The organism is Megasphaera paucivorans (assembly GCF_900103535.1).
Lineage (GTDB): Bacteria > Bacillota > Negativicutes > Veillonellales > Megasphaeraceae > Megasphaera_A > Megasphaera_A paucivorans.
Window position 1 is genome coordinate 19653 of sequence record NZ_FNHQ01000010.1, and the last position, 14583, is coordinate 34235.

Genomic DNA, 14583 nt, shown 5'->3' on the forward strand with positions numbered 1-14583 from the left:
TTTTAGTTAAAGATGGGATGGAAAAGAGGGGGAACAGAGTGTCTATTGAAAAAGTAAAAGAATATTTTTCACAATGGAACATGCAGGACCGAGTCCGGGAATTGGATCATTCCAGTGCAACCGTGGAAGAAGCGGCGGCTGCTTTGCATACAGAAGGGAAACGGATTGCCAAGACGATGTCCTTTATGGTAGATACGCAGCCGATTCTTGTGGTCATGGCTGGGGACGCACGGGTGGATAATCATAAATTCAAGGAACGATTTCATAAAAAAGCATCTATGATCAAAACCGACGTAGTCGAAGACGTGATTGGTCATCCGGTGGGCGGGGTCTGCCCGTTTGCGATCAAACCGAATGTCAAAGTGTTCCTGGATGATTCCTTGAAACGTTTTACAACCGTGTTTCCTGCCTGTGGGACGGGAAACAGTGCGATTGAATTAACGCTTTCGGAATTGGAAACATATTCTCATTCGTTAGCATGGGTACATGTTTCTAAAGACTGGCAAATCGGATAGGAGGGATAGCTATGCAATATACTTTTAAACATACTAATTTCAACGTTTTGGATTTACAGAAAAGCATGGATTTTTATCAGGAAGCATTGGGCTTGACGGAAGTCCGCCGTATTGAAACGGATGCGTTTACAATCGTTTATTTAGGCGACGGCGTATCGGATTTTTGTTTGGAACTGACCTGGCTGAAGGATCGGAAAGAACCGTATAATTTAGGAGAAAACGAATTCCATACAGCTTTCAGTGTTTCTGATATAGAGGCATCGCATAAAAAGCATGAAGCGATGGGGTGTGTCGTATACGATAATCCGGCCATGGGAATTTATTTTATTGCGGACCCCGATAGATATTGGTTAGAAGTAGTACCTGAAAGGAAATAAGATGAAAAACGAATATACACAGCGGACGGTGCGTCTGATCGGACAGGAAAAAGTAGATATCCTGGCAGAAAAAACAGTATTGATTTTTGGCTTGGGCGGAGTGGGCTCTTATGTTGTCGAGGCCTTGGCAAGAGCGGGTGTCGGCACCTTGATCCTGGTAGATGGAGATGTGTTTGATCCGTCCAATATCAATCGGCAATTAGGTGCGACTGTTGATACGATAGGCTGTTACAAGACAGAAGTCATGGCAGCCAGAGCACGCACTATCAATCCGGATATCACCGTACGCTCCCAGTATTTATTTTATCAGCCGGCTAAGGATGAAGGATATATTGCCGGTTCTGGAGCCGATTACATTGTGGATGCCATTGATACGATCAGCAGTAAAATCGGTATTGTTGAAGAAGCGTATCATGCCGGGATCCCCGTCATATCATCGATGGGAGCAGGAAATAAACTGCATCCCGAATTGTTTGAGTTAGCGGAAATTGAAAAAACATCGGTGTGTCCTATGGCAAAAGTCATGAGACGTGAATTAAAGAAACGGAATGTTCGCCACATTAAGGTCGTGTATTCTAAGGAAGCACCGCGTCCGATACAAGTACCGGATGATGCGGTACATCCCAGTCCCGGCAGCATTTCGTTTGTGCCATCCGTATGCGGCTTGATTATTGCCGGTGCTGTGGTACGAGATTTAACGGGATTACCATAATACAATACGCAGACGTAAAGGAATATGAAAATGGAAACGAGGGTATTGCAGCATCCTGCACGATTACAATTACATAAAAAGGATGGAACAACGATCTATGGGTATAATCAGGATTGGTTCCATACCTCATGGCAGCGGGCAAGCGGCTGCGGACCGACAGCTGCCGCACTGTTATCCGGCTATGTACTGCAGCGCGACGGATATATGCCTGACAATGCGTTGGATTCCATAGGCAAACGCCGGGAAGCGATGGAACGGGTGTGGGACTATGTGACTCCCAGCCACTGCGGTGGCTTGTACAAAACGGAATGGTTCAGAGATGGGCTGCAGCAGTATCTTGAAGAAGCCGCACCGGCGCGATACTGTGTGGAAATGCTGCCGGTGTATCCGTTTCATCTTTGTGAAAAAGGCGCCAAGGATATTGTGGATTTTATCGGAGCCGGCCTTGCCGCGGATTCGCCGGTCGCTTTTTTAAATCGCAGCCGCGGCAATGAACTGGAACTTAGTAATTGGCACTGGATTTCCATCGTGGCCTTGCTGGGACGCAAACACTACCAATCCCTTTGCTATGACAGCGGCCTGATGACGAAATTTGATCCCGCACGATGGTTTAAAGAAGCTGTATTGGGTGGAGGATTTGCATATATTAGACGTGCAGGGTGAAGTCCATGATTTCAAGAGACCGGTCTTGTACCGGTCTTTTTTTTTAAAATTACAACTATTTTCTTGCAAATATAAAATGATATTTTATAATAGATTTACATGTAAAAAAAGGAGAATAGCCTAATGAATACACCTGAATTGCTTATTTTCGATATGGATGGACTCATGACAGATACAGAACGATTAGCGGCAAAATGCTTAAAAGAAGTGGGACATACATATGGGTATACGTTTCCTAAAACGTTATTTGATAAGATAAACGGCATGGATAATCGCCGCATCGGATCTGTTTTTCGAACCGAATACGGAGAAGATTTTCCGTATGAACAAATATATGCGGAAAAAAGAAAACTGGCAGCTGCCTATATCGAAGAACATGGTGTACCGGCCAAGCCGGGATTGCATGATTGCCTTGCGTATGCCAAAAGCAGGCATATACGCTGTGCCGTAGCCTCGTCGACACCGCTGACGCGCGTCCGCCAGTATCTGGAGCAGCTGGCAGTTCTTCCGTATTTTGAATTGATACAAAGCGGCGAAGAAATCGAACGCGGCAAGCCATTTCCCGATATATTCCTTACGGTTTGCAATAAACTGGGAACGGAACCGGCTAAGGCAATCGTATTGGAGGATTCAGCGAATGGATTGCGGGCAGCGGCAGCGGCGGCGATTCCTTCTATTTGGATTCCGGATATGGTGGATATTCCGGCAGAGGTGAAAAAAACCGTATGGAAAGAATTGCAGAGCTTGCTTGAAGTCCCGGCAGCCCTGGAAGAACTGCGGTAAGGAAGAAAGGGTGTATATACATTGATAATAAAGGGTTCTTCGGCGTATATGAGGAAGGCCTTGATCGTATTTTTGGGAATGCTGGCGGCGATAGCGCCTCTTTCGACGGATATGTACTTGCCGGCACTTCCTGCGATGATGACTGATTTCTCCGTAACGCCCTCTATGATTCAAATGACGTTGACCGCTTCTATGGCCGGTATGGCGGTGGGACAGATTTTTGCCGGACCGGTTAGTGATGGAAAGGGCCGCAAGGGGCCGTTGGCTGCGGGGATGTTGATTTTTACTGTTTCTACGGTTATATGTGCCTGTTCGTCGTCTATTTCAGTTTTTCTTGTATTTCGATTTATTCAGGGATTTTCCGGCGGGGCCGGTATTGTAATCGCTCGTGCAATTGCCAGAGATGTATGCAAAGGACCGGCATTGACCCGGTTCTTTTCTATTTTGATGCTGGTCAATGGGATTGCTCCGATTTTGGCACCCGTCATAGGCGGTCAGATTTTACGCGTTTTTTCCTGGCGGGCTATTTTTCTACTTCTCGTATTGATTGGCATTGCGTTAACGGCAGGGGCCTTGCTGATACGGGAAACACTGCCGACAGCGCAGCGCATTACCGGCGGCTTGCTGGATCATTTAAAAAGTTTCGGCAGTTTATTCGGTAATCGGTATTTTATGGGGCATTGTATCATGCAGTGTTTTGCATTTGCCGCCTTTTTTGCTTATATTTCCGGTTCATCTTTTGTGTTTCAAAATATATATGGCGTATCGGCGCAGATGTTCAGCTATATTTTTGGGATCAACGGCATCGGACTGATGATCAGCGGTGTTTTGGTAGGAAGATTGACTGGCTGTGTGGAGGATTGGAAACTTCTTCGCATTTCTTTGTATCAAGCGTTGATCGGAAGTCTTGTCCTGCTGTTGTGTTTTATAATGACAGCACCTCTTCTGCTGGTTGTCTTGGTATTGTTTTTGACGATTCCGACGCTGGCAGCACTCAGTACAAGCAGTTTTTCCATGGCGATGCAGGCACAGGGTCGAAATGCCGGTGGCGCCTCGGCCTTGATTGGCTTTTTCTCCATGATATCCGGCGCTGTGATGGCTCCGTTAGTAGGTATTGCCGGCAGTTATACAGCGATGCCGATGGGACTTATTATGGCTGGCGGGGAAATAGGCGCTATAGCTGCTTTTTATCTATGGATTTATCCTTTTCATAAAAACATAGAAAAAACGAAATAACTTTTCTTTTTTTTTATCAATGTGTTAAAATATAAAAAAAGACGATAGGGGAAAGGAACATTATTATGAATAAAAAAGCGGAAAAGTTTGAAGCCATGCTGAAAACCGAAGGGATTACAGCTTTTACTATGCGGGAAATGGGAGATGATTTCCATGGCAGCGTATATCACTCCAACTTGCAAATCAAGGGACAGCAGCTGCCGCTCATGGTTATCCTGGATGACAGTATTTACGCTATACTGCGTGTTTTTGTTGCCGTCAAGGTGGTAACGGCGGAAAATAAAGACAACATTGCAGCGTATCTCAATGAATGCAACAAGAAATTCAAGGTTTTTAAATATTATATTTCCGATGACGGAGATATCGTGCTGGATAGCTGTCTTGTTGCCAGTGATGATGCCTTTGATGCGGATATGGCCCGGACTATTATCGACGTGATGTTGCAGCATTTGGAAGCGACCTATACCGATACGATGCAGTGCATCTGGGGAAGTCCGGCATAAGTCGTACGTATAGAGACATAAACAAGGTACCGCAGCGTGAACAGCCCCCTGCAAGTTGGATTTTTAAATCTAACGGCAGGGGGCTGTTCCGTGAAGCGGTACTTTGTTGCATATACGATTATAGATTTCGCGATACTAAGTCTTCCATGGAGATGATATTGCGGTGGAAGGGAATGTCCGGCTGTTCTGTTAAATAGTCGAGAGCATAGCCGACAGCGGTTGTTACGCCGTATATAAGACCGTCTTCATCAATGTCGAATTCCGGAGTGTGGTGATTGGCGCCGCAGCCCTTTTCTCCATTAGCAATTCCCGTGAAGGTAAGTACACCGGGATACAGCCGCATGGTGAGTGCCATGGTTTCCGAGGCCATCCAGGGTTCGCAGGGTGTCAGTACGGCATCGCCCAAGTATTTTTGTATGGCCTGTTCTGCACGAGTTACGCAGATTTCTGTATTGCGTGTTTCATACAGCGGCTTTTTCATATGGATAATCTCATAGGAACAGTTATAATTTTTGCAGTCATTTTCCAGCAGTTTTAAAAATTCTTCGTAAAACATTTTTCCGGCATTGTCGTAGCTGAAAAACCGGCTGGTACCTGAAAAAGTCAAATCATTCGGAATGACGTTCAGTACATCGCCGCTATGGAGGCTGCCGATGGAGACCGTCAGTGTTTCCATGGGAGAGACAGCCCGCATGCGCAATGCCTGCAGGTCTTTGTAAAATGCAGTAAAGCAGTCGATGGGGCTTTGTGCCAAATCAGGACGGGAACCATGGCCGCCGTGTCCTTTGATTTTTATTTTGAATCCGAAGCCGCCGGCCATAGCAGGACCGTGGCAGACCGCCATCTTTCCGGCAGGAATATCCCAGCGTACATGAGTAGCATAGCAGGTATCAATATTCCAACCGCTTTCGTTTTCTAAATACGGCAGTAAATATCGTACGGCATCAGAACCTTCTTCTCCTTCTTCAAACATGAGAATGACTTTTCCCGGCCAGGTGTCTTTTTGTTCCTGCAGTAACTTAGCTTCCATGAGCAGCATGGCAATATGACCATCATGACCGCATGCATGCATTACGCCTTTGTTTTGAGAAATACAGGCGCGAGGGCTGTTGAGGTTCTTTTCGTCTTCGACAATAGGAAGTGCATCTATGTCGGCACGCAGCAGAATCGTCTTGCCGCTTCCCTGGCCGTCGATCCAGCCGAAAACACCGCCATTTTTGACGTAATGGTGAGAAATACCATAACTATCCAATTTTTTTTCAATATATTTCATGGTTTCAAATTCTTCAGCCGACAGTTCCGGATGTTCGTGGCAATAGCGGCGGATGGTTTTTAATTCTTCAAAATTTTGCATTACTGTTTCTTTTACATTCATTTTATATATCATCCCTTCGTTTTTAGTATGTGATTACAGGCCATTGACCGAAAACGATCAATGGCCTGTAATCACATACGTTACTCGAATATGCTAACATTATAATCAGTCTTTCCGGCAAAGTCAATGCAGGAATCCGTTCCGGATGTGTTGAAAAAGCGGAAGCGGTGATGCTATAATTATTTATAAAGGCAGGTACGAGCGGTACATAGTGATGATATACAGGAGGAGATTCATATGGCAAAGCCTATTATGGTTGTGGGGACGATGACAAATACAGGAAAAAGCTGGATCGTTACGGGATTATGCCGGATTTTTCATCAAGACGGCAAATCCGCAGCTCCCTTTAAAGCACAAAATACGGCAAGTAGTTCTTTTATTACAGATGCAGGAGAAGAAATCAGCAGGGCGCAGGCTGTTCAGGCAGAAGCCGCGGATATTGAACCGACGAGTTTGATGAATCCCGTACTGCTGAAGCCTGCGGGGGAAGCGAACGTTCAAGTGATTGTACAGGGACATCCCGTGGGCAGCATGACGATGGATAAATTTCAGATATATCATGATAAGAAGCTGGGAGCTGTTTTGCGGGAGTCCTATGAAGCATTGGCGGCTGCCTACGATATTGTTATTCTGGAAGGGGCGGGCAATCCCTCGGAAGTCGATTCCAGCGAAGATGACCTGGCTAATATGGGAATGGCTAACGTGGCACAGGCACCGGGGATTTTGGTTGCCGATATGGATAGAGGCGGCGTATTCGCGACGCTGTTTGGGACTATTATGTTAATGCGGCCGGAAGAACGGGCGATGATAAAGGGAATTATCATCAATAAATTCAGTGGAGAACCGGACAGCTTGACGTCGGGGCTGCGCATGATTGAAGAAAAAACAGGAATTCCCGTGTTAGGAGTTGTTCCTATGGCTCCTATCGATATTGAAGAGGAAGATAATCTGTCGGCAAGTATCAAGAGCGATGATGTGGAAAAAATCATTACGATCGATGTTATTGCGCTGCCGCATATTTCCAATTTTACGGACTTTAATGCATTTGAACGCATTCCCGGAGTCGCTTTGCGCTATATCCATAAAGAAAGTGAATTGACCGATCCGGATATGATCATTATTCCGGGGACGTTGAATACGATCGGTGATTTGAAATGGATGCGGCAGAATGGCATAGAAGAAGCGATCCTGACAAAGGCACGGGAAGGTGTCGTAGTATTCGGTGTCTGCGGCGGGTATCAGATGATGGGAGAAAAACTGGCAGATCCCTATCATGTAGAAGAAGGCGGCGTACTGAAAGGGATGGGATTGCTCAAAACGGTTACGATGTTTTCCGACCGGAAACGGACTTTTCGCGTGGAAGGATTTTTTGGCAATGTCCGAGGCATTTTTCGCCAGTTAAAAGGAAAGAGTTTTTATGGATATGAAATTCATTCAGGAATTACCGATTTTCCTACGGAAAATTGCCTGACCCATATGCGGCCGACATATGAACCGGGAGAAATCGTACCGGAAGGGTCTCAGTATGTTGACGATGTGATGAATGTGTATGGAACTTTTATACATGGCATATTTGATTGCGAAGGCGTAGCGTCGACGATGGCCCGGGCACTGTTCGCCAAGAAAGGAAGAAAACCTGCTGACATGCAGAGTGTTAATTATCGCTCTTATAAACAAGAGCAGTATGATAAATTGGCGGACTGCCTGCGTCGGCATATCGATATGGATAAAATCTACAAGATCGTGGAGGAAGGGTTATAATGGAGACCGGACTGATTCATGTATATTGCGGTGACGGCAAGGGAAAAACGACAGCAGCGCTGGGACTGGCTGTCCGCTGTGCGGGAAGAGGCGGAAAGATACTGTTTGTCCAGTTTCTCAAGGACCGTCCGACAGGAGAACTTGCGTCTTTGAAATTGATTCCTGGAATTACCGTAGTACGGGGGACGGGAAATAAAAAATTCACTTTCCAAATGACAACGACCGAATTGAAAGAAGCGCATGATATACAGAATTCCTTATTTGATACGGTGCTGGAGCAATGCCGTGTCCTGCAGCCGGATATGCTGGTACTAGATGAAATACTGGTGGCCTGCAGTACCGGCCTGGTCGATGAATCGAAACTACTTGCGTTTCTGCGAGCTAAGCCGGCTAAACTGGAGGTCGTTCTGACGGGACGCGGTCCTTCCCAAGCGGTGATAGACGCTGCTGATTATGTATCGGAAATCTGCAAGCGCAAACATCCGTATGATGCAGGACATGCGGCGCGGATCGGCATAGAAGAATAGTTTTTCAAGGTAGAAGTGCGGTGTGTGCGGATGTCTGAGGATAAAAACAGGAGAGAGCCGAGGCTCTCTCCTATTTTATTCCCAATAGTTCCTTGATTTCTTTGAGATGGCTTTTCCCTACAGGAATTTCACCTAATTCTTTTTTCCCGGGCAATGGGATTTTCAGCCAATAGGTACTTTTATACCAAGGAAGAATTTCCCGGACCTGGGACAGATTGACCAGATAGCTGCGATGTACACGCTTGATCGGCGTATCCTTTAATTTTTCTTCTAAGGAGGACAGCGTATCATTATATGTATACATACCGCTTAACGCAATTACATGGACGACGCCGTCGGTTACGTGGATATACAGTATTTCCGACATGTCGATCAAATTGATGTGGCCGTTTTTTTCTACGACTAACTTATGGAGTGGTCTGGGAGAGAGTTTCGGCAGTGAATCATCAATAGAATGAAGTTTCCTGTTTTTTTCATCAGAAGTCAGTTTTTTTAAACGGGAAATAGTATCATCAAGCCGTTCTTCCTCAAACGGTTTCAGCAGATAGTCTATGGCATGGACGTCAAACGCATTGATGGCATATTCATCGTATGCCGTAGCAAAAACGATCAAAGTGTTCTGTGATAATTTACGAATAATACGGGCCGTTTCTATCCCGCTGAGGCTGCGCATCTGGATATCGAGGAATACGACATCCGGTTTCAACTGCGCGGTTTGAGCAATGGCTTCTTCACCGCTGTCGCACTCGGCACAAATGGTTAAATCGCTGTAGCGGGATAATAAATAGTGGAGTTCATCGCGAGCCGGTTTTTCGTCGTCTACAATGATGACATTAAGCATGAACTATAACCTCCTTTGATTTTGACACCGTTGTTGGCAGCAATTGTTTCGGCAAATGAATGAAGACCGTGGTTCCCTGTCCTGCGGTGCTTTCGATCTTAAGGCCGTAGCGGTCTCCGTACAATCCTTGCAGGCGTGCATTGACATTATAGAGTCCAATATGATCTTGCTGTTCCTTGAATATTTCGTTGGTTACCGTCATGCCGATGCCGTCGTCGTGGATGATAAAGCAGAGGGTATCCTCTTCTATAAATCCTTTTATGGACAACGTACCGCCGTTTTCTTTTTTGTGCAGACCGTGCTGCAGCGCATTTTCAACAAGAGGCTGCAGCGTCAGAGACGGGATTCCGTAGGAGAAAATTTCAGGGTCGATATGTTCCGTAATGGATAATTTATCGCCATCCCGTATTTTCGCAATTTCCAAATACGCGTGAACCTGAAAGAGCTCTTCACGGATAGAAATAATTTTTCCTGTTTTTTGCAGGGAAAAGCGGAATAAGGCGCTTAGCTTAGTTAAAATATGACGCGCCGTATCCGGTTGTGTACGGATAAGCGATGAAATCGTATTTAACGTATTAAATAGGAAATGCGGGTTGATCTGCATGTGGAGTGCCATTAATTTAGCTTTGTCAGCCAGTTTTGACTGGTTGTCCAGTTCAGCTAAATCAAGCTGAGTCGAAAAAAGCGTGCCGATATCTTTGGCAAAAACAAAATCGGAATGGCTGATGGCATTGGTTTGTGTATAATACATTTTTAAGGTACCGGCTAAATGATTGCGTTTAAATAAAGGTACGACGATTGCCGAGGCTAGTTTGCAGCCGGGATAGGAACAGCCGATTTCCTCATGATTGGCAGCGACGGTTATTTTTCCGGTTTTCAAGGTGTGGCAGGTAGCACTGGTGAGACCGGCATTGCGGTGGGGACCATGGTGCGCACTTTCGACGCCGGCAAATCCCAGTACTTCCGTTGTATTCGTCAAAGCAACGGCCTGATAATCGGTTGTTTGGAGAATAATATTGACGGCGGCCTGGGCGTTTTTTTCCGTTAGTCCCGTACGAAGGTATGGCAGGGTATGATTTGCGATATGCAGTGCCCGATGAGATTGTTCGGCAGAAATTCTGTCTTCCTGTTCAAAGGCACGGCGGACGATCACCATAAAGATGACAAGTCCCATGGAATTGGCGGCGGTCATGGGCAAGCCGATCGTATTGACTAATTCCAGTGCACGTGAAAACGGATATGCCGTGAGCAAGATCATGACCATCTGCAGGATATTGACGGTGATGCCCAATGTAAAAGTAACGATCCAGGGGATTTTCTTCTTTTGATAATAATAGCAGACAAAACCGGAAATCAGACCGGAAAAGATACAGGATAAGGAACAGGGAAGTGCAGTGAAACCACCCATTGTATACCGGTGGATACCCGTAATGATTCCGACGACGGTGCCGATGATCGGCCCGAATAACAGGCCGCAGAGCATGATGATGACTTCGCGGGAATTGGCAATGGCATCATGGATGGGAACGCCAGCATAGGAGCAAAAAATACCCATACTGCTGAATAAAAGAATAATAACAACATTTCCCATAGAACCTATTTTACGTGTGAGGACTTGATGAAATACAGTTGTTTGCGTCAGCATATATCCCGATATGGCGACCAGGCTGATACGTTCCAGCATTTCTAATAACAAATTGGATATGACAAGCATCTTTATATAAATCCTTTCTTGTAGACAGATAGTAGAATACCATCTTAGTATAGCATATCTGCATGTACATTCAATCGGCAGAAAGAAAAATTGATTTATATGAAAGACGCTCTATGGTATAATTAAACTATTACAGTATATTTATCTGTTGTGTGAGGTGCGTACTCAATTGGAACAAGCTGTGCGAAAAATATTAATAGCATTTAATGCCAAAGGCTATGAGGCGTATATCGTCGGAGGTGCTGTGCGGGATTTGCTGCTGCAGCAGCAGCCCCATGACTATGATATTACGACTTCTGCCCGCCCGGAGGAAATCCGTGCGGTTGCCGATGAGCAGGGCTGGCGTGCGGTAGATATACAAGGTGCCAGATTTGGTATTATCGCGCTTCTTGTAGATTCTGTAGTTGTAGAGACGGCCACGTTTCGTGGGGAATCTTATGGCACCGATAGTCACCGGCCTGAAAAAATATGGTATGCAGATACGCTGCAGGAGGATGTATGCCGACGCGATTTTACGGTGAATGCACTGGCAATGGATGCGGCGGGGACTATATATGATTATGTAGGCGGACGCAAGGATATACGTAAGAAGCGTCTGACGGCCGTAGGGGATCCCGTGCGCCGGTTTCAGGAAGACGCACTGCGCTTGTTTCGTGTGTGTCGCTTTACCGGGCAATTGGATTTTTTGCCGGACAAGGACGTATTGGTTGCGATGCCGAATGCGTTTTCCCGGGTAGAGGGTCTTTCGTTGACACGCGTTGTTGCTGAAATTGACAAGCTTATGGTTGCACCGTATGCGGCCAAAGGCCTGGATATTCTCGTGCGGTCCGGATTGGGGGACTGCTGCTGCCGAAAGAAAAAAGACGGGATCTATACACCTGTTCCGATTTTACCGGAACTATCCCATTTGCCGCATACACCGCAATCCCGTCCGTTTCATGCCTTTGACGCATGGATTCATACATTGGCGGCGGTGGCGCATACCCCGCCGGAACTGACAGTGCGGTATGCGGCGCTGTTCCATGATGCAGCCAAGGGGCTTCCCGGTATCCGCGGTATCCATCAGGGACGGCTGACGGATTATGGGCATGATGAAAAAGGTGCCGCAATAGCCGCACAGATTTTGACTCGCTGGGAAAAACCGGAGGCTATGGTCCGCCGCGTGTCCTGGCTCGTAAAAACACATATGAAATTCCATTATTTTGCGAATACAGGGATGGGAGACGTGGACAAGTGGCTGCGCAGGGAAGCACAACAGGGCCCGTTCCGCAGGACTGCGGATCTTACGGAGGCAGTCGGACAGGCGACGCAGCTGGCCATTGGCGATGTGCTGGCTTGCGGAGGTATTTCTGATACCAGCGGGACAGCATCCTTTGGGGAGTATATGCGGCTGCTGGCTGAACAAATGCCGATCCATACGAAAGATTTGCACTATGACCGGCGTATACCGGAACAGTGCGGTAATTTAACGGGGACTTGTCTGCAGATATTGCTGCAGCGCGTGCAAAATAAAAATTTACAAAATGATCCGGAGATATTAGCAGAAGCTGCCGGCAAATGGTTACAGCGGCAGCGTGGAGCTTATGACAATAACGATGAAAGAAAACAATAAAACTCGTATGAACAATCGAATACGCAGGAGAATCAGCACTTGCTTGATCCTGCTTCTCGCCATGTGCATGGTCATCGGAGGACGCCTTTTCTGGCTGCAGGTCGTTCAGGGAGGCATGCTGGCAAAACGGGCAGATATGCAGTCGGAAGAAGACCGTAAACTGCAATCGCCGCGGGGAACTATTTTTGATAGAAACGGTAATATACTTGCCGTAAGTTCTATGGCAAAATCATTGTATGCGGATCCTACGATGATCAATCGGTCTCCTGCGGAATTGGCGGTACTTTTAGCGCCGTATATTCATCTTAAACCGCAGCAAATCCAAGAACGGCTGCAGCGGGATACCGCGTTTGTCTGGTTGCAGCGGACGATGGATCACGAGAAATACGAAGCCCTGGAAGCGATGATCCAGCGTGAAAAACTCAAGGGTCTGGTATTTATTGATGAAAGCTGCCGTTCGTATCCTAATGGCAGTTTGGCTGCCCAACTTGTCGGTTTTGTCGGGGACAATGACCGGGGGCTGGATGGGATCGAAATGGTGCTGGACAAGGAAATTAAAGGGGATGTCCGTAAATTTCGCCTGACGACAGACCGCAATAATATACCTATTTTTGAATCGACGCTGGAGCAAATTTTGCCGGATAAACAGCGATCTGTTCAACTGACGATCGATAATACGATCCAATATGTAGCAGAAAAAGGACTGGATATGGTCGTGAAGCAAAGTCATCCGACCGGTGCGTCTGTCATTATTATGAATCCGAAGAACGGAGAAATCCTGGCTATGGCCAGCCGGCCTACGTTTGACCCCAACCATTACGGCAAGGGAAACAGCGAATCCTATAAAAACCGGGCCGTGATCAATATGTATGAACCGGGTTCTACCTTTAAAGCCATTGTGGCAGCAACTGCTCTGGATGCGGGAACGTGGGGCGTAGATACAACGTATGATGACGTAGGATATATTAATGTCGATGACCGGCAGATCCGCAATTGGGATGAGACCGGCATGGGCATCGTGACATTAAAGGATATATTGAAGTTTTCCATTAATACAGGTATGGCTAATATCGGGCTTCATACAGGCGGAGATATTTTGACCTCGTATGCTAAGAAATTTGGATTTGGCAAACCAACAGATATCGAACTTCCCGGAGAAGGGACGGGAATACTCTTCAATCCCAAAACGATGAGCCGTGTCGATGTTGCAACTATGTCCATCGGACAAGGCGTGGCCGTTACGCCGCTGCAGATGGTACAGGCCTTTGGGGCGTTGGCAAACGGCGGACATATGATGCGGCCTCACGTCCTCAAGGAAATCGATAATCCCGATGGATCGGTATATGAAAAAATGGAACCGCAGGAAATAGGTACGCCTGTTTCGGAGGAAGTGGCGCATACCATCGCTTCTATTTTAGAGCAGGAAGTATCTTCTGGCGGCGGACAGAATGCCAAAGTCGAAGGATATCAATTCTGCGGCAAGACAGGGACGGCACAGCGGTTGAATGCCGAGGGAACCGGATATGCAGAAGGACAGTATATCGGTTCTTTTATCGGATTTGGACCGTATGATGATCCGCAATATGTAGTGCTTATCGTTGTTGATAATCCTTCGGGAACCTATTATGGCGCGCAAGTGGCAGCACCTATTTTTAAAGAAATGATGACGCAGATCGTCCGTATTAAAGGGATACGGCCGACGGCTTCTGCGGCTAATGCAGATTTTCCTAAAAAGCAGGAGGCAATCAAAAAAAGAGTGATTCCGGATGTGGTGCAAAGTGGGGAGGGAATTTTGCTGCCTTCTTTTATCGGCTGGGATACGAGAGATGTAAATGACTGGCTGGATAAAGCGAATCTCGGATTTGTACCTAACGGGACAGGCCGCGCCGTTTATCAGAACCCAGCTGGCGGCCGGTATGTGGAACCGGGAACGGATGTCCACATAACATTTATGCGATAGAGGT

The 14583-nt window shown here is 46.6% G+C and carries 14 protein-coding genes; 11 read left to right on the plus strand and 3 right to left on the minus strand.

Annotation, left to right across the window (positions count from 1 at the left end; all coding sequences use genetic code 11):
* The first annotated feature begins 38 nt into the window (after window positions 1–38).
* The 7 genes from BLR11_RS05940 to BLR11_RS05970 all read left to right on the plus strand — a co-directional run bounded on the left by BLR11_RS05940 (window position 39) and on the right by BLR11_RS05970 (window position 4789).
* Window positions 39–515, plus strand: a complete 477-nt coding sequence (locus tag BLR11_RS05940) for a YbaK/EbsC family protein (RefSeq protein WP_091649389.1) — start codon at window positions 39–41, stop codon at window positions 513–515.
* 11 nt (window positions 516–526) lie between these two features.
* Window positions 527–892 (plus strand): VOC family protein, encoded by a 366-nt coding sequence (locus tag BLR11_RS05945; RefSeq protein ID WP_091649391.1) that lies wholly within the window; start codon window positions 527–529, stop codon window positions 890–892.
* Window position 893: 1 nt separating this feature from the next.
* Window positions 894–1604 (plus strand): tRNA threonylcarbamoyladenosine dehydratase, encoded by a 711-nt coding sequence (locus tag BLR11_RS05950; RefSeq protein WP_091649394.1) that lies wholly within the window; start codon window positions 894–896, stop codon window positions 1602–1604.
* A 30-nt stretch (window positions 1605–1634) separates the two neighbouring features.
* Window positions 1635–2267: a hypothetical protein gene (locus tag BLR11_RS05955; protein ID WP_091649397.1), complete on the plus strand. Its 633-nt coding sequence runs from the start codon at window positions 1635–1637 to the stop codon at window positions 2265–2267.
* A gap of 123 nt (window positions 2268–2390) precedes the next feature.
* Entirely contained in the window at window positions 2391–3050 is a 660-nt protein-coding gene (locus tag BLR11_RS05960; protein WP_091649400.1) for an HAD family hydrolase, read from the plus strand.
* A gap of 60 nt (window positions 3051–3110) precedes the next feature.
* Window positions 3111–4286 carry a multidrug effflux MFS transporter gene (locus tag BLR11_RS05965; protein WP_245675098.1) on the plus strand — a complete coding sequence of 392 codons (1176 nt, stop codon included), beginning with the start codon at window positions 3111–3113 and terminating at the stop codon, window positions 4284–4286.
* Between the two features lie 65 nt (window positions 4287–4351).
* Window positions 4352–4789, plus strand: a complete 438-nt coding sequence (locus BLR11_RS05970) for a YbjN domain-containing protein (protein WP_091649402.1) — start codon at window positions 4352–4354, stop codon at window positions 4787–4789.
* Window positions 4790–4907: 118 nt separating this feature from the next.
* On the opposite strand, the gene BLR11_RS05975 is transcribed toward BLR11_RS05970, so the two are convergent.
* Window positions 4908–6164, minus strand: a complete 1257-nt coding sequence (locus BLR11_RS05975) for a M20 metallopeptidase family protein (protein WP_091649404.1) — start codon at window positions 6162–6164, stop codon at window positions 4908–4910.
* Window positions 6165–6401: 237 nt separating this feature from the next.
* Between BLR11_RS05975 and BLR11_RS05980 the strand changes: the two genes are divergently transcribed.
* Together BLR11_RS05980 and BLR11_RS05985 are read left to right on the plus strand one after the other, a co-directional pair.
* On the plus strand, window positions 6402–7925 hold the full coding sequence (locus BLR11_RS05980) for a cobyric acid synthase (RefSeq protein ID WP_091649410.1): 1524 nt from the start codon (window positions 6402–6404) through the stop codon (window positions 7923–7925).
* Window positions 7925–8452, plus strand: coding sequence for a cob(I)yrinic acid a,c-diamide adenosyltransferase (locus BLR11_RS05985; protein ID WP_091649412.1), 528 nt, complete (start codon window positions 7925–7927; stop codon window positions 8450–8452). Before BLR11_RS05980 ends, BLR11_RS05985 begins: the two co-directional genes overlap by 1 nt.
* Window positions 8453–8522: 70 nt before the next feature.
* Here the strand turns inward: BLR11_RS05985 and BLR11_RS05990 are convergent, their stop codons facing one another.
* A complete protein-coding gene (locus BLR11_RS05990; protein WP_091649415.1) occupies window positions 8523–9293 on the minus strand; it encodes a LytR/AlgR family response regulator transcription factor in 771 nt (256 codons plus the stop codon).
* On the minus strand, window positions 9286–11007 hold the full coding sequence (locus BLR11_RS05995) for a LytS/YhcK type 5TM receptor domain-containing protein (protein ID WP_091649417.1): 1722 nt from the start codon (window positions 11005–11007) through the stop codon (window positions 9286–9288). Before BLR11_RS05995 ends, BLR11_RS05990 begins: the two co-directional genes overlap by 8 nt.
* A gap of 169 nt (window positions 11008–11176) precedes the next feature.
* On the opposite strand from BLR11_RS05995, the gene BLR11_RS06000 reads away from it, so the two are divergent.
* Both BLR11_RS06000 and BLR11_RS06005 read left to right on the plus strand, forming a co-directional pair.
* Window positions 11177–12619, plus strand: coding sequence for a CCA tRNA nucleotidyltransferase (locus tag BLR11_RS06000; protein ID WP_091649420.1), 1443 nt, complete (start codon window positions 11177–11179; stop codon window positions 12617–12619).
* On the plus strand, window positions 12591–14579 hold the full coding sequence (locus BLR11_RS06005) for a penicillin-binding transpeptidase domain-containing protein (RefSeq protein ID WP_245675099.1): 1989 nt from the start codon (window positions 12591–12593) through the stop codon (window positions 14577–14579). The genes BLR11_RS06000 and BLR11_RS06005 overlap by 29 nt, the downstream gene beginning before the upstream one ends.
* Window positions 14580–14583: the final 4 nt, after the last annotated feature.

What these genes read in the sequence shown, in the direction of transcription:
- BLR11_RS05945 (WP_091649391.1), top strand. Translation starts at nt 527, where the DNA reads ATGCAATATACTTTTAAACATACTAATTTCAACGTTTTGGATTTACAG.
- BLR11_RS05950 (WP_091649394.1), top strand. Translation starts at nt 894, where the DNA reads ATGAAAAACGAATATACACAGCGGACGGTGCGTCTGATCGGACAGGAA.
- BLR11_RS05955 (WP_091649397.1), top strand. Translation starts at nt 1,635, where the DNA reads ATGGAAACGAGGGTATTGCAGCATCCTGCACGATTACAATTACATAAA.
- BLR11_RS05960 (WP_091649400.1), top strand. Translation starts at nt 2,391, where the DNA reads ATGAATACACCTGAATTGCTTATTTTCGATATGGATGGACTCATGACA.
- BLR11_RS05970 (WP_091649402.1), top strand. Translation starts at nt 4,352, where the DNA reads ATGAATAAAAAAGCGGAAAAGTTTGAAGCCATGCTGAAAACCGAAGGG.
- BLR11_RS05975 (WP_091649404.1), bottom strand. Translation starts at nt 6,164, where the DNA reads ATGAATGTAAAAGAAACAGTAATGCAAAATTTTGAAGAATTAAAAACC.
- BLR11_RS05980 (WP_091649410.1), top strand. Translation starts at nt 6,402, where the DNA reads ATGGCAAAGCCTATTATGGTTGTGGGGACGATGACAAATACAGGAAAA.
- BLR11_RS05985 (WP_091649412.1), top strand. Translation starts at nt 7,925, where the DNA reads ATGGAGACCGGACTGATTCATGTATATTGCGGTGACGGCAAGGGAAAA.
- BLR11_RS05990 (WP_091649415.1), bottom strand. Translation starts at nt 9,293, where the DNA reads ATGCTTAATGTCATCATTGTAGACGACGAAAAACCGGCTCGCGATGAA.
- BLR11_RS05995 (WP_091649417.1), bottom strand. Translation starts at nt 11,007, where the DNA reads ATGCTTGTCATATCCAATTTGTTATTAGAAATGCTGGAACGTATCAGC.
- BLR11_RS06005 (WP_245675099.1), top strand. Translation starts at nt 12,591, where the DNA reads ATGACAATAACGATGAAAGAAAACAATAAAACTCGTATGAACAATCGA.